The organism is Bacillus cereus group sp. Bce041, from assembly GCF_052646455.1.
On record NZ_JBQXON010000007.1, the window covers coordinates 35,217 to 59,460 of the forward strand.

The window sequence follows — 24,244 nt, forward strand, 5'->3', positions numbered from 1 at the left end:
TGTATCACTCTTACCCTTCCAAGCGAACATAAGCAATAATAGGAATACGCACAACTACATCTTCTGGTGGTCCATAAGAAGGAGAAGTACGAACAATTACTGCCCCATCCGTCACAGATAAAAGAACGCCTACAATGATTTCTACAGCTGTCACAACTTGCACTAGTTCTCCAACATGGTTACGTAATTCATCAGTAAATAACATATATAACTCTCCTTTCTTAAGCTTCTTTAATTGATATAATACTTGTAAATGGTAATAAAACTTCAGTTCCTATTCCTTCTTGCAATGTTAAAAAGTCATCACCAACTGCTACAATAACACCTGTTAATTGTCCAACTGTCACCGTAATCTCTACGCTTTTACCTAAATACTGCTTTGCAATTTCTTTAAAAGGTGATGTATTGCATTCTTTTAAAATGTTACAAATAATAGATTGAAATCTACTTGATTCAATAACTTCTTCCGTAGCTTGCTTAGAGTTTCTTTGAATAAATCTCGCGAAGTTTTGTGAAAATAAAAGTCTTTCCACAGCAGGCAATAACTTATTATCTAAAAAATAATCTAATTGTCTATTAAACAATCTTGATAATTTATGCCAATATTTTCTGAACAGACACATACACTTCTCCTCCTATTATTTTTAGATTATAAAATTTTACATCCATACATCTTAATGTATACAAAATGGATATTTTTGTGATAGGTAAGACATACATTTTCTAAAAGAAATATTTGTTTCAGAGCATAAAAAAACTATCCAAAAGGATAGTTTCTTACACTTCAATATTCCGCAATATCGAATAAATGTCATTATTCACTTTACCAAATGATTTAATATTATTTTGAATGTTAGATAATAAAACAACATATACACTGCCATTTTTACTAAATCCGTTTAAGCAATTCCAACCTGGCATTACACCATGATTCGAATAGCTTCCTGGGTCTACGTACCATCCAAACCCGTAATCCTTTTTTCCACCCGTAAACATTTGATCGTAACTCTCTTTTGAAATTAATTTTCCAGAGTATAACGCCTCATTAAATAAATATAAATCATGTGCACTCGTATATATATCACCACAACCATAAAGTTGTGACATGCTTGGAATATTAGGTGTTGTCATATTATTATTTACTATTTTATAACCCGTTGATGGGAATCTTGTTTGTTCTAACGCTGTGCCAAAGCCAGAATGTTTCATACCGGCAGTGGCAAAAATATGTTGTTTAATATATTCTTCGAGTGACTGCCCACTTACCTTCTCGGCAATGTATGCAAGTATAGAGTAGTTCGAATCGGAATACTTCCACTTCTCTCCTGGACCACCAATACGCTTTTGATTACCTATCCGCTTTATCAGTTCTTCATGAGAAATATCTTCTTTTCCCTGCTCATATTCGGGAATCCCTGATGTATGTGTTAATAGATGTTTTAGCTGAATACTATTACCTTGTGGGAAATTTGGAATATACTTCGCAACAGTATCTTCTACTTGCAATTTATTTTGATCTTTCAACTGCATAATAGCAGTTGCTACAAACGCCTTTGAAATAGAACCAATATAAAAAGTCGTCTCTGAATTATTCGGTACTTGCTGCTCTTTATTTGCCATACCGTACCCTTTATTCAAAAGAACTTTTCCATTCTTCACAATAACAGCCGTCCCACTAAATCCTGCGTTTTTTAAATACTGGTCCAATTGAGCGTTTTCATTAATTTCTTGAGGTGGTCCTTCAGCAGGCTGTTCCGCAGCTTGCGCTTGCTTCACTTGTTCTTCCTGCTCTTTTTGTTTTTGCTTCTGTACTTCTTGTTTCTTTTTTTCTTCTTTCTTTTTTAGCTCTTCTTGTTTCTTCATTTCTGCTGCCGCTTTTAAAGTTTCTTCTTTCTTATTGTGCGCAACAATTTTTGTATACATGAAATATACAAGTGATAATAGTAAGACGAGAATGATTGTTCTTTTTATGTATACCATCGGCCGATGTGCTTTCCCATTCGCATTATTTTTTTCCTGATCCATAATTGCTTTTTTCCCCTTACTCACCAATAATTTAATTCCTCTACTAAAGATTTATTTTAGTAGATTATGGATAATCCATTCTATATCATCCCTACTTTATCACGCACTGCACATATTACCAACCTATATGTACAAAAAAGAAAAAGAAAATTTACAAAAGTAAGATTCCCGTTAAATTATTAACAAAAAAAGAGGATATCCTCTAAAAAATTGATATTATCAATCTTTTTGAATATCCTCTAATCTCATTATTTATACGTGTTTTTTCATATCATCGGCAACAGATTCAACATTTGTACCTACGATAACTTGTACACTAGTATTACTTAATTTCATAACACCTTTTGCACCAGCACGTTTTAATGCTGCTTCATTTACTTGACCAGCATCTTTTACTTGTAAGCGTAGACGTGTTGCACAGTTATCAATAACTGTTAAGTTTTCTTTTCCGCCTAGAGCTGCTACGTAAGTTTCACCAATTGAACCTGCAACTGGTGCATCACCATCTTCAACTAACTCATCGTCATCTTCACGACCAGGAGTTTTTAAATCGAACTTCTTAATTAAGAAGTAGAATACTACGAAATAAATTGCTGCGTAAATTAAACCGATACCTGCTAGTAAGACTGGTTTTGTTGCAATACCGAAGTTTAAAGCATAATCGATTGCACCGGCACTAAATGAGAAACCATCATGAATGCCAAGTGATGTTGTAATGAATAAAGAAAGACCTGTTAGTACAGCATGAATACCATATAATACTGGTGATAAGAACATGAATGAGAATTCAATAGGCTCTGTAATACCAGTTAAGAATGAAGTTAATGCTAGACCAGCTAACATACCAGTAACTGCTTTACGCTTTTCTGGTTTAGCAGCTGCAATCATTGCGAAACATGCTGCTGGTAAACCGAACATCATAACTGGGAAGAAACCAGTCATAAACATACCTGCTGTTTTGTCACCTGCAAGGAAACGAGCAATATCACCATTAACAACATTACCTGCTGCATTTGTAAAGTCTCCAAATACAAACCAGAAGTATGTGTTCATTACGTGGTGTAAACCAATTGGGATTAATAAACGGTTTAATAAACCAAATAATCCTGAACCAATTGCACCTAAATTAACAATTCCATGAGCTAATGCATCAATACCATTTTGAATTGTTGGCCAAATTTGTGCAAATAGAATTCCTAATATTAGCATCACAACTGATGTAACAATTGGAACGAAACGTTTTCCAGCAAAGAAACCTAACCATTCTGGAAGTTTAATCTTATGGAATTTATTATAAAGAAGTCCTGCTATAACACCAACAATAATACCACCTAAAACTTTCATATCTACTTTAGTCGATAATTCAGCAGCCTTAGATACTTGTGTCATTGTATCCGCAAGCTTAGATGGATCTACATTTGCGCTATTACCTATTAAATCTTGAACTTTACCTAATTTACCTTGTAATTCAGCAGTTGAATACCCTTTGCTAAGTGCATCAATACTATTTTTCATAACAAGATAACCAATTGCACCTGCAAGACCTGCTGCACCACTACCATCCACTGAAAGACCGATTGCAATACCAATTGCAAAAATAAGTGCCAAGTTATCAAAAACTGCTGCGCCGGCCTGTGCCATAACAGGAATATCAAATACATCTGGTTGCCCTAAACGAAGCAATAATCCTGCTGCTGGTAGTACTGCGATTGGAAGCATTAAAGCTTTACCAATACGTTGTAAAAACTGCAACATTTTAATTCCCCCTAATCAAATTTATGAAATCGTTATCATTATAAGTACGCTTTAGAAAACGCTTTCTATTACATAACCATAATAACATATAGTTGTATAGATGTGTAGTTTTTATTTCTGAACTTTTTATGGATAAATCTCCTATTTCCAAACTGTTATATAAAAGGAAAATTCTCCTTTTTAAAATACAGAATACTCGAAACGAAAGACCTATTATATCACATTGAACTTTCGTTTTATCATTCCACTTTTTCATGTTATTATTTATTTCCGAGCATATCGGGAAAAGTAAACTTAGTTAATTCAAAATAGGAGCGTTGGTACTATGCAGTGCATTGAAACAAACAACTTACAACAGTTGTTAGAACAAGTAAAACCATATACGAAAAAAGGCAAACTTGCTACTTATATCCCCGAACTAGGAAATGCAAATCCAGACGATTTAGGGATTGCCATTTTCCATAAAGAAACAGAATATATCCATGCAGGCAACTCACAAACACTATTTACTCTTCAAAGTATTTCCAAAGTAATTACACTTGCCCTTGCCCTTTTAGACCGTGGTGAAGAATATGTATTTTCTAAAGTTGGAATGGAACCAACGGGTGACCCATTTAATTCTATTATTAAGTTAGAAACGACAAGTCCGTCCAAACCCCTTAATCCAATGATAAATGCAGGAGCATTAGCTATTACAAGCATGTTAGCAGGAAAAGATAACGAGGAAAAAATGGAACGTATTCTTCACTTTGTACGTGAAATAACAGATAATCCTACTATTAATTATTCCTCTAAAGTTGCCGATTCAGAATTAGAGACAGCTTATCTAAACCGTTCACTTTGTTATTATATGAAACAAAACGGAATTATCGATTGTGATATTGAAGAACTTATGGATTTATATACTCGTCAATGCGCAGTTGAAGTAAACTGCATCGATTTAGCACGTATCGGCTTAATTTTTGCAATGGATGGATATGACCCATATAAGAAAAAACAAATTATCCCTAAGCATATTACAAAAATTTGCAAAACATTTATGGTCACATGTGGTATGTATAACGAATCTGGTGAATTTGCAATTCGTGTTGGTATTCCTGCAAAAAGTGGTGTAGCCGGTGGTATTTTTGGCTGCGTAAAAGGAGACATGGGAATCGGTATTTTCGGACCAGCTTTAGATGCAAACGGAAATAGTATTGCTGGTTTTAAAATTCTTGAACTTCTTTCTGCTCAAGAAGGTTGGAGCATTTTTTAATCGCGAGTTATCCTGCTATACTAGCAGGATTTTTTATTTCGCCAAAACCTCCCTTTTGTCAGTTATCAATACTCTTACAAAAACAGTGCTGAAAGTTTCTCTATATCATGCATATTTGTTCCCCCCTCCCGAATAATATAGTACAACCTAGCGCTATATGTGGAGGTGTGAAAGATGAAACTAATATTTCAAATGGGAAAACAACCTGTTCTTGAAAAAACAATCCTTCTTTTTATATTGAGTATTGTAGAAAGCTTGAAGTTAAAAGTTGTTTCACTCGACGAAGCTCACCGATACATATTCAATTTAGAAGTACTTGAATTATTAATGGACCGGAACATCGATGATCAAGTACTTGAACTTATTCATTTCGGGATGGGACTTGAAGACATTTATCATGTGCTTCCCGAAGAACTTGAGCATACGATTGAGGAATTAAAGTGGCTTTGCATTCAAGTATTAAGTGAGTACAGTATGCATGAAGAATCGGAACAATTAATTGAAGATATACGGTAAAAAAGCACCTATGTAGGTGCTTTTAATGTTTTTTTAAACTATTTTTATACGCCTCAATATTTACTGGTAGCTCTTCCTCTTCCAAAGTATGTTCATTTACATCTTTATGAATGAACGCACCTTTAGGTGGTTGATGATCATGCCCTTTTTTCTTATGATCAAATGCTTTCCCGCGTCCCATACAAATCCCCCTTTCTTAAAAGAAATCCGTATTAGTATGGAGAAAAGTACGTCGATATATGCAATCCCTTGCTGTATTTCCAAGGAAATACTCGAACCTTGTTTTCTACTCTCCTTACAACAACTGATCAATCCCAATAAGAATTAATAACACTCCTGCGATAACTGTCGCCCACTTTCCTAAGTATTCTGCTAAAAATCGTTTCCCTACATACGCAAAACTACTAATACAAATAAAACTAAACACCCCTGAAATAGTTGCTGTAACCCAAAGGTTCAGGTTTGTTACTCCAGCATCAAATCCACCTGCAATATTATTAATAGACAACGCAATCCCTAATACAATTGCTTCTGAAAAACTAATTGTTTTAGAACCATCAAAATCTGCTTTTTCTGGATCACGTAAAATTCCCATAAGTACATTACCATCTTTAGAGCCTACGGTATTTCTTTGCCCCAAGAAAGGCTGGCACAAAATAAACACCCCGATTATCCCTAAAACGATTGCTCCAATCAGGTTTGCTGTAAACTCTGAAATAAATAACGCAATCCAGTTCCCAAAAAATCCAGCTAATAAAGTAAATAAAAACCCAAAAAATGCGATGATAAAATTGTTGAACCACGAAATTCTAATTTTACGAATGCCATATGCAATCCCAACACCTGCATTATCTAAATTAGAAGCAATCCCGATTAAAAAAATTGAAAATAGACCTGCCGTACTCATAAATAGCCACCCCTTTTCCTCACTTTTCCATGCATCTTATGAAAATGTTGAGCAACTGTGCCTGTCTGTTTCATATACATGTAATAAATGCTCAACATTTTTTCAACAATAAAAAGGAGTGCCTTCGCTATGCCTAAAGAAAATCCAAATGAGCGGCTTAGTAGATTAATAAAAAAACTTTTAAAAGAACGTGCCTTATCTATGCGCCAACTCGGAATGCTTACAAATATTGATCCCGCAACAATCTCAAGAATTATGAATGGTAAACAACCGCCAAAACAAAAACACCTACAAAAATTTGCAGAATGTCTGCAAGTTCCACCCCAATTGTTATTTGATGAAATGTATCCTGATTCTCCTCACATTAATAAAGAAAAGACGGATATGTACACATCTCTTGATACCATTCAGCAAACTTTACAATCCTCTAACTTATTCGATTTCGATTACACTACAACTCGCGTAAAACAAGAACTCGAAAATTACGAACGCTATGCCCAGACAACAGAAGGCGAAAAACGTATTCATGACAGTTTTGCAAGCAAATTAGAGCAAATTGATAGTGCTGGTCCTTTTATTGAACAATTAACAGATATGTATCAACAATTTTGTAATGAAACCATTTCAAAAGAAGAACGTGCAGTTCTTGGGAGCGCATTACTTTATTTCATATTATCGACAGATATTATTCCCGACTATCTCTTTCCAATTGGCTATTTAGATGATGCGATTGCCGTTGAATTAGCGAAAGAGAAATTAATTGAAATGAAACGAAAGACATAGAAAAATAAAGAACTATTTCAGTTGTTTATATTCAACACTGAAATAGTTCAATAAAAAATCGTACAAGTATACATACTCGTACGATTTTACTGTACAAATCTATTTTTTCGTGTGGCACCATTCATATATAAATGCTGTTATCACTTTTGTAAATTCAATTAACTGTTCAACTTCAACTTTCTCATTTACAGAATGTGCTTCTTCTAATGTACCTGGTCCATATATAATCGCTGGAATATGAAATTCACTAAACCAACCACCATCCGTTACCGTTGCAGACATATCTAAAATTGCATTTTTAGAAAGAATTGATTCATGTACTGAGCTAAGCGTTTTTACAGCTGTATGTTCACTATCTATTTCTAAAGAAGGGAAAATTTCGCCACGATCCACAATCATTGATTCTCCGCCCCACTTAAATTGTGGCGGATTTTCACTTAACCATGGATCGGCAACTGCCACCTTTCCAATATACTCTTCAATTTCTTTTATTATTTGTTCATGTGTTTCATTCGGATAAAAGTGCACTGTTATCCATAACCGGCACTCATCCGCAATAAAAGCTGCATGTCTTCCACCCTCAATAACAGCTGGATTAATTGTTGTTGTTCCAGATGGATAGCCTTCATATGTTTTCATAACTGCCCAGTGGCGCTCTAATTCTTGTAAACTTTGCACAATTTTCATCATTTTTTCAATCGCACTCGCTCCAAATAAACATCCTCCAGCATGGATCATTTGTCTGCGCGTTGCATCATGAAACGTTTGCGGACTTTTCACTGTAATCCATCCAGTAATGACACCGCCTTGTCCTTGCATATGTAAATCGCTCGTATCCACTACTACTGCAAAATCAGCATCGTAACCTCGCCTGCAGCATTGAAGTGTACCTGCCTCTCCAACTTCTTCTCCAATTACGGATTGAAAGATTAAATCTCCAGGTAATTCAATACCAGCTTCTTGTAAAAGTTGAATGGCAAATAGCGCTCCAGCCAGCCCACCTTTCATATCTGCTGCGCCACGTCCAACTAACCAGCCATCTTTTATAAATGGATCAAATGGATTCGTTTCCCACGCCTCATCTGCTGACACTTCAGCTACATCCATATGACCATTAATAATAAGACTTTTATATGAGTCACTTTTTATTCCTTTTTTAACTCCGACAACGTTCGGATCATTCGGATATACATCCCATTTATCAATACTAAAATTTCGTTTTCTTAAAAAATCTGCAACAAATTCTTGCGCTTCATTTGTATTTCTCGCTGGTGGTGCTGGTGTTTCAAAACGAATTAATGTTTTTGTAAGTTCTAACAATTCCTCTTTCCTTGAATCTATTTGTTTTAACAACTGCGAAACTTCTGGATTCATCGCTAATTCCCCTTTGCATACATAGTATGTTTCCAGCTTTATTTTCACAAAAAAAGAGACTGTTTACAAATCTTACAGTCTCCAAATTAATTCATATTATAAGCTCTCTACTTCCGTCGTATTTGTCTTTTCAATATGTTCTACTTTACGTGCCCTATTTCTTGTCGCACGGTAAAACAGTAAACAAACAATCATAAATGGAATACCACAATACAATGCCATTCTTTGTTCTGGAATAAAGGCCATTCCAACGATTACTGTTAAATTTAATACTAACGCAAGAAGTGGTACAAATGGATACAATGGTGTTTTAAATTTCAATTCTTTCACATCCCCGCCCTGCTTTATGTATGACCTTCTAGCTAATAAGTTAGATAGAGCAATAGATGCCCAAACTAATATCGCCCCGAACCCGGCAATAGAAAGTAGCCATAAATAAACTGTATCTTCCGCATAAATACCTGATAGTAATGAAAGGCAACCTACAATTGTACTTACAATCAATGCATAAATAGGAACACCGTTTTTAGATAACTTACCAAAAATCGGACTAATCATTCCTTGATTAGATATAGACCATAGCATACGAGAAGTTGCATATAACCCTGAATTCGCAACGGATAGCACTGCTGTAATGATAACAAAATTTATAATATCTGCTGCATAAGGAATACCAATTTTATCAAATACAACTACAAATGGACTTTCAATTACTCCCGCTTGCTGCCAAGGGAATAGTCCAGCAAGAATAAAAATAGATAGTACAAAGAAAACAAGTATACGCCAAACTGTATTGTTAATTGCCTTCGGGATTGTTTTCTCTGGATTTTCACTCTCACCTGCTGCAATACCAACTAATTCTGTTCCTTGGAAAGAAAAATTAACTGCAATCATCGTAATTAAAATGGCTGATAATCCATTGGGGAACAATCCACCATAATCAGTAAAACTAGAGAACATCGGCGCTGGTTCATTTCCTTTCATATCTAGAAAACCAAACATTGCTGCCCCGCCTAAAATAATAAATGCAATAATCGTAATTACTTTAATACTTGCAAACCAAAATTCAACTTCCGCAAAACTTCTTGAAGATAACGCATTAATAGCAAAGAGGAGTACCGCAAACACTACGCACCAAATCCATGAAGGTACATCAGGAAACCATCGTTTCATTAAAATACTAACTGCAATTAGTTCAATCCCTATCGTAGCTGACCAGTTTAACCATGACATCCATCCAACTACATAACCTGCTGCAGGAGAAATATGCTTTGTCGCATACGTTTGATAAGATCCTGCGTCAGGCATTGCAACAGCTAACTCTCCGAGACAGAGCATCGTTAAATACATAACAAATCCTCCAACAAGATATGCTACAATCGCTCCTCCAGGCCCAGCTTCATGAATTGTATACCCAGATCCTAAAAAAAGACCGGTACCAATAACGCCTCCAAGTGCAATCATAAATATGTGCCTGCTTTTCAATTCTCTTTTTAATCCTTGATTTTGATTCATCATATAAATCCCCCCTTTTCACTTTGTAAACCCATTTAATGTAAGCGTTTTTAAAATTATTCACCGTAAAAATAATGATTTAAAAGAGCAAAAATACACGTCACTTACATTAATCACTGCCTGTTACTAAAAGGTCATCCCTTACTGTTATTAATAACTTTTGATCAGCAATAGCTTGTCCTTCTACTACTTCTAATGATTCAATATAACCACTGATCCCTATCTTAATTTCTACTTTCTGTTTATCTATTGTTTCAATTAATGCTAATTTCTCCCACTCATATACGTAAGAACTTTCCGTAACAAATAACTTCTCTACTTTCCCGTAACAAGGACTATACACGCATTCTATAACCGTCTTCACTTTATACACTCCTCCTTCTTATTAGTTGGTACTGAAACGTTGCATATCCCTCCTTTAGATATATCAATTATTATTTATGCAAAATGCGTACCAATCTCCAATTCCTATTTAAAATGAAGGTTTCTCAAAAAAAAAACTTCATAACCGCAAAATTTTTCTATCATTTCAGAGATTTTAAAAGGAAAATAGCAAAAAATTTTTGCGATTTTATAAGAATTTTAATAAAATTATAAAAAGTCAGTCTTCATAGGGTGGAATGAGGAGAAGATAATCTATGCGTACAGAAGAAATTAATTTAAAACAGATCATTGAAATGAATATGCTATATGAAACTTTACTCAATGAACTCGACATCGGAATTCATATTATTAATGAGGAAAGTAAGACGATTATCTATAACCGCAAAATGATGGAAATTGAATCAATGGAGCGCTCAGATGTGCTATATAAAAGTCCTTTAGAAGTATTCGCATTTGAGGAAAATAAAAATAGTACTCTTATAGAGGCATTAAAATTTGGAAAAACAAAGAAAAATATAAAACAAACGTATTTTAACAATAAAGGACAAGAAATTACAACGATTAACGATACTTTCCCTATAATAGAAAATGGAAAAATTAAAGGCGCTATTGAAATATCAAAAGAAATTAGTAACTTAAAGCAAACGATAAAAATAGGTCCTTCTCGAAAACAAAGCACTAAATTTACCTTTGATCACATAATTGGTGATTCTGAAGCCATTCAATCAATCATTACAGAAGGAAAAAGAGTAATTCGTACATCATCCTCCATACTTCTAGTAGGAGAAACAGGCACTGGTAAAGAACTATTTGCACAAAGCATCCATAATGAAAGTCAGCGTTCAACAAAACCCTTTATTTCACAAAACTGTGCCGCTATACCTGATACCTTAATGGAAAGCCTACTATTTGGCACAAATCGAGGTGCCTTTACAGGAGCAATAGATAAATCAGGCTTATTCGAAGAAGCAAACGGAGGAACTTTGTTATTAGATGAAATCAATTCATTAAGCCCAATACTTCAAGCTAAGTTGCTGCGGGCTATACAAGAAAAAACAATACGAAGAATCGGAGGTACACACGAAAAAGAAATTGATGTTCGCATTATAGCAACTATCAATGAAGATCCCTTTGAAGCCATCGCACATAATCGATTAAGAGAAGACTTATATTACCGATTAAGCGTCGTTACTTTATGTCTTCCGCCTTTACGTGAAAGAAAAGAAGATATTCCAGCTCTTGTTCAGCACTTTATTGAAAAATATAATACTCAATTCGGGCTCAACGTAACCGATGTAGATGTAAATGTAAGAGAATTTTTCTATGCATACGATTGGCCTGGAAACGTACGGGAGTTGGAACATATAATTGAAGGTTCCATGAACTTGATAGAAGATGAAACCATCATTACAGCGTTTCATCTTCCTACTCGCTTTCGCGAACGAATAAAAACAGAATTCAATATGCAACATGCACTAACTACTCACAATACTGATGCACCTAAAACTTTAAAACACACAATAGAAAAAATGGAAAAGAACTACATTAATCAAATTCTTAAAGAGAATCATGGCAACATCTCACAAGCTGCAAAATTTTTAGGATTAAGTAGGCAAAACTTACAATATCGAATTAAAAAACTGCATTTACACATATGAAATAAACATGTCTCCAAGTGTAAAAATGACTTGGTAAAATATGTTATAATAAACATATAACATGCTAGAAAGGGGCTATATATATGAGTAATGATAAAAAATTAAAGTTATTACAATACTTATACTTTTTCCCTGTCATGCTCTGTATGATGTTATTCATTAATGCCGATGTAAGCAGCTCTCCTTATGCAAAGCTATTAGGAACAATTTTTGGCTCCTTTGCAGCTATTATGCTTGCTGCTTTTTGGAATTTGAAGATACGTATAAAAAACGAAAAATCTTCTTAATACTAAAAAAATCGAGCTACTTAGCCCGATTTTTTTATTTGCCATTAAAACTCAACATTCTCTAAATACAACCCACTTGCCTCAGCAAGACAATTAATTTGATTGCGCTGCTTTTCCTCTAAAATGTTTGGAATTGCTTCAGCATCTAATTGTCCTAATCCAACTTCAATTAATGCCCCGACAATTTTTCTTACCATATTATGAAGGAAGCCGTTACCACTTACTCTAATTTGTACAAACCCTGCCTCTTCCATCACATCAAGTGTATATACTTCTCGAACCATAGATTTTTTCTTTGATTTCGCATTTGAAAAAGCAGTAAAGTCATGTGAACCAACTAAATGTTTTGCAGCTGCTTTCATGCTTTTCACATTTAATTTTTTATTCACATGCATGCTGTATTTACGCATAAATGGATTTGTATGCTCTTCATTCCAAATTTTATACAGATATGTTTTTGCTTTAGAATTGTAACGAGCATGGAAACGATCATGTACTTCTTCCACATTCGTAATGCTAATATCGTTAGGTAAATATTGATTTAAATATTTTTTCACTTTATGTTCCACTAACTTCTCATCACTTTGAAAGTTAGCAACTTGATTCAAAGCATGTACACCAGCGTCTGTTCTACTACAACCGATAATTTCAATTTCTTTTCCGACCATTTCAGATATGACACTTTCGATTTTTCCTTGAATTGTATTATCGTTATTACCGAGACGTTGCCATCCTTTAAAACGTGCGCCGTCGTACTGAATCGTTAATTTATAATTATGCATAATATTCTCCTTCATAGAAAATATTCCCTCATACCATGAGGGAATATTAATAAACTTTACTTTCTAACAAGCTTCACTACATTTTCTACGTGAGCTGTATGCGGGAACATATCAACTGGTTGCACATACTCCACTTCATAGCTCTTCATTAATGCTTGTACATCACGTGCTAATGAAGAAGGATTACAAGACACGTACACAACTTGTTTCGGCTTCACTTTTAAAATTGTTTCCAGTAATTTATCATCGCAACCTGTACGTGGTGGGTCGACAACAATTACATCTGGACGCCATCCTTCTTTTACCCATTTCGGTAACCATTGTTCAGCTTTACCTGCTTCATATTTCGTATTTGTAAATCCGTGACGCTTTGCATTTTTTCTTGCATCTGCAATTGCTTCTGGAATTACATCCATACCACGTACTTCCGCTGCATCATTTGCAAGCCAAAGACCGATTGTACCAACACCACAGTATGCATCCACAATCTTCTCGTTTCCTGTTAACGCAGCTGCTTTTTTCGCTTCATTATACAAAACAACTGTTTGCTCTGGATTCAACTGGAAGAATGCACGTGCTGATAATTCAAATGATAAATCGCCAAGTGTTTCTTGAATGACTTCTTTTCCAGCTAATTTAAATGTTTTGTCGCCAAAAATAACAGATGTTTTACGCCAGTTTACATTTTGCATAATTGATTTAACCGCTGGCATCTGTTTTTGTACTTCTGCAATAAATTGTTCTTTATTTGGTAATTCTTCTTTTGTTGTAATAAGTGTAACTTGTACTTCCCCTGTTTGAACTGCAGTACGTGTTACAATTGTGCGTACTAAACCTTTTTGTTTTTTCTCATTGTAAATAGAAACATTTAATTTTTCTAAAATACGTCTTACAACTTTTGTCGCTTCATTCGTTGCTTTATGTTGAATCATACAGTGAGCGATATCAATTAACTGATGTGAGCTTTGTTTATACAGCCCTGTAATAACCTTTTCGTCTTTACGCCCCACTTGTAATTGACTCTTATTACGATAATGCCATGGATTTTCCATGCCAAGCGTTGGGCGAATTTTCTCTTCCATACTATTTTTCATGTACTTCTCAAATGCTTGTACAACGATATCACGCTTTTGATTCAATTGTTCTTTATAATCTAAATGTTGCAGCTGACAACCGCCACACTCCTCATATACTGGACACGGTGCTTTCACACGATGCGGTGAAGCTTTACGAACTTTTTTCACTTTCGCTTCAGCGAAGCCACGCTGAATTTTCGTTGTTTCTGCAACAACTTCTTCTCCTGGTAATGCCCCTGGAATAAAAACAACTTGTCTCTTAAAATAACCAACGCCTTCTCCGTTAATCCCAAGACGTTTAATTGTCACAGGAAACGTTTGACCAACTTCCAACTTACTCTCATGTTGCTTTTGTATCATTATTACACCTCTACTCTATACTTTTCCATAAATATAACGCTGCATAACTGCAGTATGGTTCACACTCTTGTTTCACTTTTTCTAAAAATGCATCATCAGGTTTATCATCTAATTGAAATATACCTTGCACTGCACGCTGAATCCCAATGTCCGCTTTCGGGAACATATTTTTCCGTCCAAGCCCAAACATTAAAAAGTTTTGCACTGTCCATGCACCAATTCCCCTAATTGGCAACAATTGTGCTGAAATGTCTTCTTCCGTCCCATTTTCTATACTCGCTAAATTTAATGTACCACTGACAATACTTCGACCTAATCCTACTATATATTCAGCCTTTCGCTGACTAAACTTCTGCTCTCTCAATTCTTCTATTGAAATATTTGCTACTATTTCCGGAGTGGGGAAAAAGAATACACCGTTCTTCTCTGTTCCATACCGTTTCACAAATTGTTCTGTTAACACAGTAGCAAATTTCAAATTTATTTGTTGGTGAATGATACAGCGAAGCAGACAAGCAAAATAATCAAATTCTAAAATAATTGGAGTATAAGCATATGTTTCAAATAGTGGACGTAATGATGTGTTTAAAAAATGATTTTGTATATCTTGAAACGGTTCATTCCAATGAAAAATGGCCCTCATTCGTTTCATGACTTTCTCTGGATCTCCTGTCTGACTAGAAATCCAAAACTGTGGATTTTGAACAGTACCAATCCCTTGTAAGCGAACAACAACCTGTTCCTCGTCTATACAAAGCGGGATATAAATAACTTTCTCATCTAATTGAATGACGTTAAGAGGATCAAAAGATAAACGTTTTAATACTTCTTCAAAATGATACGGATACTCTAACGTAACATGTTCGCTCCACATACGTTTCCCCATCCTTTTTACACATCATTATAGCATGAGAAAACCGTAAGCATACATGCTTACGGTTGATTGCCTTTTACTAAGTCATCTAGACTTTTAAAATGATACCCTTTCTCGCGCAAATCATCAATGATTTTCGCAAGTGCTTCTGCATTATCTTTTGATATTGCATGAAGTAATAAAATAGATCCTGGATGAATCATCGTCATAACATTATTATGCGCATATTGCCATCCTCTTTGCTGATCCACTTTCCAATCCAAAAATGCAAGTGACCAAAATACATTATAATAGCCCATTTCTTTCGTAAGAGCTAACGTTCTTTCACTAAATACACCGCGCGGAGGACGTACATATTTCACTTCTTTTTGCCCAGTTACTTTTTTAATTTCTTCCGTTACACTTGTTAATTCTTCACGAAGTTTCTCATCATTTACCGCTGTAAAATCAGGATGACTCCAAGAATGGTTTCCAATAATATGTCCTTCATCCTTCATTCTTAACAATAAATCTTTTTGTGTTTTAATGTAATGCCCCGTTACAAAGAAAGTTGCTGGTACTTTTTTCTCTTTTAATACATCTAATATTTTCCCTGTGTATCCATTCTCATATCCATTATCAAATGTTAAATAAATATCTTTTTTCTTCGTATCTCCTAAATAAAACCCGCCATTTTTTTGTAGTAAATCTGTATATAACTTTCCTGCATCTGGTACTGTTTCATTTTTAGGACGCGGGATTCCCCAGTTATGTGGAGTATTTGTATAAGCCAGTGCTGAAACTGGAACAAGTGCCATCATAATTGAAAAAATGAGACCGATATATAACCATTTATATTTCATAAATAGTCTCCTTTCCATATATAATCGTACTTGTAGTTTCTGTTGCTACACATTCTTTCATGCTGAACATGTTTTTCTATATATACCAAAAAAATGCATCTCGAATCATTCGAGATGCATTTTTTATTTACTTAAATACTGGCTCTTTAAAGCTAGCTAATTTTTCAAGTGATGTTTTATCAACATCTGCATGTAAGCTATTACCATGAGAGTCCATCGTTACAACTGCTTTAAACCCGTCGATACGTAAATGCCACATTGCTTCCGGAATACCAAATTGTAAGAAATCAACATCTTTCACTTCTTTAATACATTCAGCATAATATTGCGCTGCACCACCGATTGCGTTTAAATATACACCGCCGTGTTCTTCTAAAGCCGCTAATGTTTTCGCACCCATACCGCCTTTTCCAATGACAGCGCGAATACCGAATTTCTTCATAATATCGCCTTGGTACGGTTCTTCACGAATACTTGTCGTTGGACCTGCCGCTTTAATTTGCCAATTGTCATTTTCATCTTTCACAACAACTGGACCACAGTGGTAAATAATTTGTCCATTTAAATCTACTGGACAATCATTATCCATTAAATGCTTATGGATTGCGTCACGACCTGTATACATCATGCCATTAATTGTTACAACATCACCAACGCGAAGTTCACGAATTTGCTCTTCTGTAATTGGTGCTTGTAATACAATCTCACGTTGCTCTGTTTTTTCTTGTACTTCATGCTGAAGTGTATCTTCACCTTCTTGATATAGCCAATCCATAATGTCTCCTGTTTCAGGATGGATTTTCACACCAAGGCGACGATATGCCCAGCAATTATACGCAACAGATACATAGAAACTAGCTGGCAAACGATTATAGACGCCAATTTTACAACCAAGTAAAGTTGTTTCTCCGCCAAATCCCATCGTACCAATGCCAAGCTTATTCGCATTTTCTAATACGTACTCTTCAAGATGTTGTAACTCTGGTACTGGATTGACATCATCTAATGTACGGAATAATTGATTTTTTGCCAATTCATAACCTGATGTGCGGTCTCCCCCGATACCAACACCAATTACACCAGCGCTACATCCTTGCCCTTGTGCTTGATATACTGCATGAAGAAGGCATTTACGAATCCCTTCTAAATCACGGCCAGCTCGTCCAAGTCCTTCTAGTTCACACGGTAAGCTATATTGAATATTTTTATTCTCACAGCCACCACCTTTTAGGATTAAACGTGCATCAATATAATCTTTTTCCCATTGTTCAAACTTAATCACCGGTGTACCTGGTCCTAAATTATTTCCACTATTATCTCCAAAAAGAGAATCAACAGAATTGGGACGAAGTTTACCATCTTTTGTCGCCCGCTCAAGCGCATTATAGATAGCTTCCTTCAACTTTAATTGATTCACACCAACTGGTGTATAAATTTTAAACGTTGGCATCCCTGTATCTTGGCAAATCGGCGAGATGTTATCATCAGCCATTTTAATATTATTTGTAATTGTGCCAAGTGCCATCGCAGAACGAGTCCCTGCATTTTCTCGCTCTTTCGCTTGTTGAATCGCACGACGAACATCTTTCGGTAAGTTCGTTGACGTTTCAACAATTAGTTGATACATGCTTTCTTGAAGCTTTTCCATTGTTACTTCCCCCTCAATTGTGAACGCTACCAAAACGTTATGAGCTGAAAATTCAATTGTTATGCTCTTTAGCTATTTATTTGTTTCACGCTATTAGAGCATAAATGAAATTTTTCACAACTTGATTATACCTCTTTTTCTATCGTCCTTCTATTACCCGAACAGAAAAAGGCTACCAAATTGGAATTGGTAGCCTTTTTAATATATTATTCGTCTTTTTTAAATTGCTCACATTTTAATTCTAATTCATCTAACATTGCAAGAAGACGATCTACATCTTCTAATTCTACTTCTTCAGGTTCAATTGTATCAATTACTTCAATGAACATATTTAAACGTTCTTTTAAATATACTAATTGTGTATCTTTATCTTGAATTGCTTTTCCCATGAAGGCACTCTCCTTTTAATTCGAGTTGCTTTTATTATACCGCAAAAACGATTGCTATGGGCATGAAATTTCATCAATTTTGTCACAGTCATCCACTATAATGTAAGCCCTCTCTCTTTCCATGCTAAAAAGTTTCACTTTATAAAAAGCACATATTCTTCTATTATAGAGAATGGACAAATTGTTATTTCAATAGTCAAAGGAGTATTTCATATGACGATATCACAAAAAATGAAGCCGATTACTCCTTCTTACGATCCATGGGAAGCGTATATGGACCTTGAAGAGTACGGCAAACTACTATTAACAAATGTTGAATTTACAACGACGACGTTATGCAACATGCGCTGTGAGCATTGCGCTGTTGGTTACACGTTACAGCCGAAAGACCCAAATCCGCTTCCGATGGATCTTTTATTAAAACGATTAGATGAGATTCCTCATTTACGTTCTTTAAGTATTACTGGCGGCGAACCTATGCTTTCAAAAAAATCCGTCGACAACTATGTAACACCACTCTTAAAATATGCCGATGAACGAGGCGTTCGCACTCAAATCAACTCTAACTTAACTATAGATTTAGCACGTTACGAACAGATTATTCCTTATTTAGACGTATTGCATATATCTCATAACTGGGGAACAATTGATGACTTCGTTGAAGGCGGATTTGCAATGATGGAGCGTAAGCCTACTTACGAACAACGTGCAAAATTATTTGAAAGAATGATTACAAATAGTAAGGCTCTATCAGATGCAGGTGTACTTGTATCGGCCGAAACAATGCTAAACAAAAGAACTCTACCACATATTGAACATATTCACCGCCAAATCGTCGAAGAGATGGGCTGTAAACGTCATGAAGTTCATCCAATGTATCCAAGTGACTTCGCGAGTAATCTAGAGATTTTAACAAAAGCTGAAATTCGTGATGCGATTGAACATTTACTAGAAATTCGCGATGAAAATGTATGGATGCTATTTGGAACTTTACCTTTCTATGCTTGTAGCGATGACGAAAAAGACATAGCTACATTTAAAAAATTGCAAGAGAGCAAAAATGTAACTGTTCGTAATGATCCAGATGGCCGTTCTCGTTTAAATGTAAATATTTTCGATGGAAATATTATTGTGACGGACTTTGGTGATGTTCCACTTCTAGGAAACATACAAACAAACACATTACAAGAAGCGTATGAAAAATGGAGCACTTCAAAAACAGCAAAATCATTAAGCTGCCACTGTCCTGCAGTAAAATGTCTTGGACCAAATGTTCTTGTAAAAAACAGCTACTATCCGACAGAAGATTTCTTATCAAAAACAGCAAACATTACATTATAAAAAAAACGTCAGCTTATAAGCTGACGTTTTTTATGTTATTGCGAGTGAGAAGAAGAAATAAATTTAAAAAACAAATGATCATGAATTGGAATTGCCGCTCCAATTCCTTGAGAAGTAATATTTTTCACAACAAGTCTTTTTTGATTTCCCTTTAATACAAGATACACTTCTCCAAATGTTACTTTTCCCTTTTCATTTACTGCTGGTGTATAAGCGTATAAATATCCAAGTTGACTCGGACTAATATTATACACACGCTCATGCCCAGTACCATAACCAATAGTTGTCTTAAACGAAAGAGGTAATTGTACTTTTTCAAGTGCTTTGAGAAGCATCATTTTTTTCACATCTGCAGCATCTTTCATATCTGCTGTTAAATCGCCTTCAACCGTCTTTTGTGTTTCTTGCTTATAGCGAAGTGGATATAAACGGTCTCCTCCGCGATTATCATACACATTTCGATTCACTTGTTTATATTCCCAATTAATCGATGTGTCTACTGATTCATAATGTAAGGCCCATTGACCTAAATAAATTTTTGCCCGATACCCTACTGCAAGTGGCGCATTTGAAATTGTCGTTTCATTAAACATCCGAATTAAGTCTGGATTTTCAATTTTAATATTAGCCGTTTTCAATAGCTCTTGAGCAAATTTACTTGGTTGTAAACGTGGCAGATCTTGCGCATCATTTGGAAATGTATTGTCTTTTGAAATATTTAAAACAGATGAAGGCATTTTTGTTCCTACTGTTGTCTTTGCAAAACTCATGTTAGGAAATAATAAAATAAACGAGACCATAGTTGAAAGACATATGCTGTATACTCGTTTCACCTGTCTGGCTCCTTCCTATGTAGGTATATATACTACTTCGTTTATTGTTTTCTCTGAGCGCAATTGTTATGCCTATTTTTCATAATAAATAAAAACCAATTCCCATAATGACATACGCCGCTAGTAAAGTGCCTCCTTCAAACCAGTTTGTATCTCCATCATTGGAAATCGCAATCGTTAAGAAAACGGCTGTAATCATAGACACAAGTTCTGGTATGGTAAATACTAAAGGCATCCTTTGCGCGAAGAACATAGATAGTAATACTAATACAGGAGCAACAAACATGGCGATTTGTAATGTAGAGCCTATTGCAATTTCAACTGCAATATTTACTTTATTTTTATAAGCCATAATAATTGCAGACGCATGTTCCGCTGCATTCCCAACAATTGCAACGATAATAACCCCTATAAATAACTCTGACCAGCCAAATGACTTTGCAACAGTTTCAAAAGTATGCACGAGTGCCTCTGACACATAAGCTACCGCTAGTGTTGCTATCGCTAAAATAAGTAGCGCCTTCCCTTTCGACCACTCTGGCTCTTCTTCATGCGCTACTTCGTCACTTTTATGTTGATATACACCACGGTGCGTAACTAACTTAAATAGTAATGCAGCAAGGTACATGATAATCATAATAATAGAAACACCTATACTTAATTGATACGTCTTGCCAGCGTCCATCTTCATTGAAAAGATCTCTGGAATAACAAAGGCCACAACAACAGCAAATATTAATAAAGCTGAATTATGCCTTGCATCATATACATTAAAACTTTGTCTTTTGTATTTAAGACCTCCAACAAAGAAGGATAACCCTCCTACTAATAATAAATTTCCAAGTACAGATCCCGTTAAAGAAGCTAACACCACTTCAATTAACCCTGCTTGAAGTGCAAAAATTGAAATGATAAGTTCAACAGCATTACCGAAAGTAGCATTTAATAATCCGCCTATTCTAGGACCAGAAACAATTGCTAGACTCTCTGTTGCTCTACCCATAAAACCAGCTAATGCGATAATCGTAACACAATACACAGCGAACATAATTGTTTCTGGCCAATGAAGTGTTTTTCCAAGTACAGATAGTGGTACACCTATAAGCGCTACTATAAGAAATATTTTATTAAACATGTTTTTCATCCTTCCATCGTATGTATTTCTCCTCAATATTATTATTATTCTTCTCCTAACTTGTCCGATTTCATCACAATTACGTTTAAAAAATCGGATTGAAGAAAACAGTATGAAAGATATTTAAATTATCTTGTTTAAACAGACAGAATTATAAATTGTGAAAAGGGGTTAAAATTATGCACTTAAAAGAAAAAATCGCAACTATTATTCAAGGTCAACGTACTGGTGTATTATCTACAGTACGAAATGAGAAACCTCATAGCGCCTTTATGATGTTTTTCCATGAAGATTTTGTACTGTATGTTGCAACAGATCGACAATCAAAAAAGATAACAGATATTGAACAAAATCCTAATGTCCATGTACTACTCGGACGAGAAGGGAAAAAATTAGATGAAGATTATATTGAAGTTGAAGGATTGGCTTCAATTGAGGAAGACTCGACATTAAAAAACAAGTTTTGGAATAATAGCTTAAAACGTTGGTTACTCGGCCCTGAAGACCCTAATTACGTATTGATAAAAATCAACCCCGACACAATTTATTACATCGATGGTGCCGGTACGACGGAGCCTGAGTTTTTACGACTATAAAATAAAACAAGCCCCCCTTAGGTGGGCTTGTTTTGTCGAAAAGTTCTTTTGAAAAAAAAAATAAAATAGGTGGAACTTTCTAAAGATTCTGTTATATAATAGCATTAACTTAAATAAACTGTATTAAAACAGATTGAGAGGAGAAATAAAATTGATGAAGAGAGAAGAACGCAAAAACATGATTGAGTTTATTGAAAAGAAAAAAGGGATTGAGCGTGACGAATTACTGTTTATGACAGACGATGAAGTAGAACATATTTATAATGTAACGTACTTTTTATATGAGGAAATTGCAGAGTAGTATAATAATCCCCACCTTATTAAAAATATAAGGTGGGGATTATTTCGCTATTTAGCCCACTATTTACAGGCAGTAAAACTCCCACCTTAAAATTCAGGTGGAGCAAGAAGTTAAGTTGAAGTCGTGCTTCCTATAAGCTCAATTGCTTCAACTTTATACATGAGAATCATTTTCATGTATAATACTGTAAGATTGGAGGAATTTTACTATGAGTTCGTGGCTCTTATTTGCACTATTATCAGCAATTGCTGCTGCCCTTGTATCGATTTTTGGAAAGTTTGGTTTAGACGGCATCGATGCAAACGTTGCAACAACAATTCGATCTATTATTATGGCATTATTTATGATAGGCGTTATTATCATACAAGGTAAATTTCAAAATATCGGCGACGTACTGCTAAATAAAAAAGCACTGCTATTTATCACATTAAGTGGGATTGCAGGTGCTTCTTCATGGCTATTTTATTTTCTTGCCCTCAAAACAGGAAAGGTTTCACAAGTAGCTCCTGTCGATAAATTAAGCGTCGTATTTTCTATCATTCTCGCTATGATTATCCTCGGTGAAAAGTTAAACTTTATGACCGGCGTTGGTGTAGTCTTTATTACAGCTGGTGTATTATTTATTGCTTTCAGCTAAAAAAACCGCTATTAGCGGTTTTTCTTTTTCTTTATGTACAACCATACAAAACATGTAACAACTGCTGAAATTAATAAAATCCATATTCCATAATGATGTAAACTATACTCAACGAAGCGCCACTTCTCGCCTAACTTCCAGCCAAGCCCAATAAAAACACTTATCCAAATGAGCGCACCACCGTAAGCGTACAAACAAAAACGCCAAAGTGTCAAATTTGATACCCCAGCAAAATATGCTGTTAAATGACGTACGCCCGGTATAAAATAACCAATCATTAAAAGAAATGGCCCATATTTTTCAAATAAAATATGTGTTTTTTCAATGTGATGTTCTTTAATTCTAATTTTCGGCCCATATTTCTTTAAAACAGGGAGCCCAAGTTTTAAACCTAATATGTAGCTTAACGTGATCCCTAACATCGCACCAGCCAGCCCACTTAAAAAAGCAGCAGTTCCTGACATAACTCCTTTTGAAACATTATAACCAACAAAGGTCAATAAAAACTCGTCTGGTATCGGTAATCCGACAATCCCACCAGCCAAAGCTATAACAATTCCAAAATAGCCATAATGCGCGATTAACTCGCCAATATGTTGTTCCATTCGGAAGACACATCCTATGCACGGTCGTTATTCCACATTGTACCCTTTCTATCTTTAAGGCAAACATGGTATACATATTCACTATACATTGTTTTTATAATGAACTCTACTTCTATTCTTTCCTTTAACAGAGATAAAGAAAAACTTTACTCAGTGGGAGTTTTGTTCATCCTCTACTAATTATTAACCTATGCCAATCTTGCTTTTACAGACATCCCGACTCCACATAACTCACTTACATTCACCAATTTTGAGATTAGATTCTTATTGCCCGCAAATAACCCGATAAAAAATAAAAATTCATATGCGTGTTTTTTTGTTACAATAAAGGAAAGTTACTTTTCGCAACGGTTTAACTCTCAAGAA

Annotated in this window: 27 protein-coding genes and 1 pseudogene; 9 read left to right on the top strand and 19 right to left on the bottom strand. The window is 35.1% G+C overall.

The window, feature by feature from the left end:
- Positions 1-10: 10 nt before the first annotated feature.
- The 5 genes and pseudogenes from ACUN13_RS21185 to ACUN13_RS21205 all read right to left on the bottom strand — a co-directional run bounded on the left by ACUN13_RS21185 (position 11) and on the right by ACUN13_RS21205 (position 4,036).
- Positions 11-205: a hypothetical protein gene (locus tag ACUN13_RS21185; RefSeq protein ID WP_000899470.1), complete on the bottom strand. Its 195-nt coding sequence runs from the start codon at positions 203-205 to the stop codon at positions 11-13.
- 16 nt (positions 206-221) lie between these two features.
- Positions 222-623: a hypothetical protein gene (locus ACUN13_RS21190; RefSeq protein ID WP_000335532.1), complete on the bottom strand. Its 402-nt coding sequence runs from the start codon at positions 621-623 to the stop codon at positions 222-224.
- A 154-nt stretch (positions 624-777) separates the two neighbouring features.
- Positions 778-2,025, bottom strand: coding sequence for a serine hydrolase domain-containing protein (locus ACUN13_RS21195; RefSeq protein ID WP_088346426.1), 1,248 nt, complete (start codon positions 2,023-2,025; stop codon positions 778-780).
- 252 nt (positions 2,026-2,277) lie between these two features.
- Positions 2,278-3,780 (bottom strand): N-acetylglucosamine-specific PTS transporter subunit IIBC, encoded by a 1,503-nt coding sequence (nagE, locus tag ACUN13_RS21200; protein WP_025687074.1) that lies wholly within the window; start codon positions 3,778-3,780, stop codon positions 2,278-2,280.
- A gap of 141 nt (positions 3,781-3,921) precedes the next feature.
- Positions 3,922-4,036, bottom strand: a pseudogene (locus ACUN13_RS21205) (transcriptional regulator).
- Positions 4,037-4,105: 69 nt separating this feature from the next.
- Between ACUN13_RS21205 and glsA the strand changes: the two are divergent.
- Entirely contained in the window at positions 4,106-5,035 is a 930-nt protein-coding gene (glsA, locus tag ACUN13_RS21210) for a glutaminase A (RefSeq protein ID WP_001149850.1), read from the top strand.
- Positions 5,036-5,209: 174 nt separating this feature from the next.
- Positions 5,210-5,551, top strand: coding sequence for a DUF3969 family protein (locus tag ACUN13_RS21215; RefSeq protein WP_000766604.1), 342 nt, complete (start codon positions 5,210-5,212; stop codon positions 5,549-5,551).
- Between the two features lie 22 nt (positions 5,552-5,573).
- Here ACUN13_RS21215 and ACUN13_RS21220 read toward each other — a convergent pair whose 3' ends face one another.
- Together ACUN13_RS21220 and ytaF are read right to left on the bottom strand one after the other, a co-directional pair.
- The gene (locus ACUN13_RS21220; protein ID WP_000532409.1) at positions 5,574-5,732 is read right to left on the bottom strand and encodes a hypothetical protein; all 159 of its coding nucleotides are present in this window, start codon (positions 5,730-5,732) and stop codon (positions 5,574-5,576) included.
- A 114-nt stretch (positions 5,733-5,846) separates the two neighbouring features.
- Positions 5,847-6,458, bottom strand: a complete 612-nt coding sequence (gene ytaF, locus ACUN13_RS21225; protein WP_025687073.1) for a sporulation membrane protein YtaF — start codon at positions 6,456-6,458, stop codon at positions 5,847-5,849.
- Positions 6,459-6,587: 129 nt separating this feature from the next.
- On the opposite strand from ytaF, the gene ACUN13_RS21230 reads away from it, so the two are divergent.
- A complete protein-coding gene (locus ACUN13_RS21230) occupies positions 6,588-7,241 on the top strand; it encodes a helix-turn-helix domain-containing protein (protein ID WP_025687072.1) in 654 nt (217 codons plus the stop codon).
- Positions 7,242-7,340: 99 nt separating this feature from the next.
- On the opposite strand, the gene ACUN13_RS21235 is transcribed toward ACUN13_RS21230, so the two are convergent.
- From ACUN13_RS21235 to ACUN13_RS21245, 3 genes are all read right to left on the bottom strand, one after another.
- The gene (locus tag ACUN13_RS21235; protein WP_025687070.1) at positions 7,341-8,615 is read right to left on the bottom strand and encodes an acetylornithine deacetylase; all 1,275 of its coding nucleotides are present in this window, start codon (positions 8,613-8,615) and stop codon (positions 7,341-7,343) included.
- Positions 8,616-8,711: 96 nt separating this feature from the next.
- The gene (locus ACUN13_RS21240; protein ID WP_445423943.1) at positions 8,712-10,133 is read right to left on the bottom strand and encodes an amino acid permease; all 1,422 of its coding nucleotides are present in this window, start codon (positions 10,131-10,133) and stop codon (positions 8,712-8,714) included.
- Between the two features lie 106 nt (positions 10,134-10,239).
- On the bottom strand, positions 10,240-10,494 hold the full coding sequence (locus tag ACUN13_RS21245; RefSeq protein ID WP_000859480.1) for a biotin/lipoyl-containing protein: 255 nt from the start codon (positions 10,492-10,494) through the stop codon (positions 10,240-10,242).
- Positions 10,495-10,768: 274 nt separating this feature from the next.
- Between ACUN13_RS21245 and ACUN13_RS21250 the strand changes: the two genes are divergently transcribed.
- Both ACUN13_RS21250 and ACUN13_RS21255 read left to right on the top strand, forming a co-directional pair.
- Complete coding sequence (locus tag ACUN13_RS21250; protein ID WP_001258445.1) at positions 10,769-12,172, top strand: sigma-54 interaction domain-containing protein; 1,404 nt, start codon at positions 10,769-10,771, stop codon at positions 12,170-12,172.
- Between the two features lie 83 nt (positions 12,173-12,255).
- Positions 12,256-12,459, top strand: coding sequence for a hypothetical protein (locus tag ACUN13_RS21255; RefSeq protein WP_025687069.1), 204 nt, complete (start codon positions 12,256-12,258; stop codon positions 12,457-12,459).
- Positions 12,460-12,503: 44 nt separating this feature from the next.
- Here the strand turns inward: ACUN13_RS21255 and truA are convergent, their stop codons facing one another.
- The 6 genes from truA to ACUN13_RS21285 form a co-directional block, all read right to left on the bottom strand.
- Complete coding sequence (gene truA, locus ACUN13_RS21260) at positions 12,504-13,241, bottom strand: tRNA pseudouridine(38-40) synthase TruA (RefSeq protein ID WP_000553118.1); 738 nt, start codon at positions 13,239-13,241, stop codon at positions 12,504-12,506.
- Positions 13,242-13,297: 56 nt separating this feature from the next.
- Positions 13,298-14,677, bottom strand: a complete 1,380-nt coding sequence (rlmD, locus tag ACUN13_RS21265; protein ID WP_025687068.1) for a 23S rRNA (uracil(1939)-C(5))-methyltransferase RlmD — start codon at positions 14,675-14,677, stop codon at positions 13,298-13,300.
- Positions 14,678-14,687: 10 nt separating this feature from the next.
- Positions 14,688-15,551: a DNA-3-methyladenine glycosylase family protein gene (locus tag ACUN13_RS21270; protein WP_000269422.1), complete on the bottom strand. Its 864-nt coding sequence runs from the start codon at positions 15,549-15,551 to the stop codon at positions 14,688-14,690.
- A 59-nt stretch (positions 15,552-15,610) separates the two neighbouring features.
- Positions 15,611-16,393, bottom strand: a complete 783-nt coding sequence (gene pdaA / locus ACUN13_RS21275) for a delta-lactam-biosynthetic de-N-acetylase (RefSeq protein WP_000875956.1) — start codon at positions 16,391-16,393, stop codon at positions 15,611-15,613.
- Between the two features lie 127 nt (positions 16,394-16,520).
- Positions 16,521-18,041 (bottom strand): class I fumarate hydratase, encoded by a 1,521-nt coding sequence (fumA, locus tag ACUN13_RS21280; protein WP_000413523.1) that lies wholly within the window; start codon positions 18,039-18,041, stop codon positions 16,521-16,523.
- Between the two features lie 206 nt (positions 18,042-18,247).
- Entirely contained in the window at positions 18,248-18,430 is a 183-nt protein-coding gene (locus tag ACUN13_RS21285) for an SE1561 family protein (protein WP_000513558.1), read from the bottom strand.
- Positions 18,431-18,643: 213 nt separating this feature from the next.
- Between ACUN13_RS21285 and yfkAB the strand changes: the two genes are divergently transcribed.
- The gene (gene yfkAB / locus ACUN13_RS21290; RefSeq protein WP_088346430.1) at positions 18,644-19,771 is read left to right on the top strand and encodes a radical SAM/CxCxxxxC motif protein YfkAB; all 1,128 of its coding nucleotides are present in this window, start codon (positions 18,644-18,646) and stop codon (positions 19,769-19,771) included.
- A 35-nt stretch (positions 19,772-19,806) separates the two neighbouring features.
- Here the strand turns inward: yfkAB and ACUN13_RS21295 are convergent, their stop codons facing one another.
- Both ACUN13_RS21295 and cax read right to left on the bottom strand, forming a co-directional pair.
- Positions 19,807-20,604 carry a YfkD famly protein gene (locus tag ACUN13_RS21295; protein ID WP_002083605.1) on the bottom strand — a complete coding sequence of 266 codons (798 nt, stop codon included), beginning with the start codon at positions 20,602-20,604 and terminating at the stop codon, positions 19,807-19,809.
- Positions 20,605-20,683: 79 nt separating this feature from the next.
- A complete protein-coding gene (gene cax / locus ACUN13_RS21300) occupies positions 20,684-21,739 on the bottom strand; it encodes a calcium/proton exchanger (RefSeq protein ID WP_000482137.1) in 1,056 nt (351 codons plus the stop codon).
- Positions 21,740-21,918: 179 nt separating this feature from the next.
- Here cax and ACUN13_RS21305 point away from each other — a divergent pair, with 179 nt between their 5' ends.
- The 3 genes from ACUN13_RS21305 (at position 21,919) to ACUN13_RS21315 (ending at position 23,273) form a co-directional block, all read left to right on the top strand.
- On the top strand, positions 21,919-22,335 hold the full coding sequence (locus ACUN13_RS21305; RefSeq protein ID WP_000550220.1) for a pyridoxamine 5'-phosphate oxidase family protein: 417 nt from the start codon (positions 21,919-21,921) through the stop codon (positions 22,333-22,335).
- Between the two features lie 154 nt (positions 22,336-22,489).
- On the top strand, positions 22,490-22,636 hold the full coding sequence (locus tag ACUN13_RS21310; protein ID WP_000817786.1) for a BH0509 family protein: 147 nt from the start codon (positions 22,490-22,492) through the stop codon (positions 22,634-22,636).
- 208 nt (positions 22,637-22,844) lie between these two features.
- On the top strand, positions 22,845-23,273 hold the full coding sequence (locus tag ACUN13_RS21315) for an EamA family transporter (RefSeq protein WP_000100295.1): 429 nt from the start codon (positions 22,845-22,847) through the stop codon (positions 23,271-23,273).
- Positions 23,274-23,284: 11 nt separating this feature from the next.
- Here ACUN13_RS21315 and ACUN13_RS21320 read toward each other — a convergent pair whose 3' ends face one another.
- Positions 23,285-23,878, bottom strand: coding sequence for a DedA family protein (locus tag ACUN13_RS21320; RefSeq protein ID WP_000434872.1), 594 nt, complete (start codon positions 23,876-23,878; stop codon positions 23,285-23,287).
- Between the last annotated feature and the right edge of the window lie 366 nt (positions 23,879-24,244).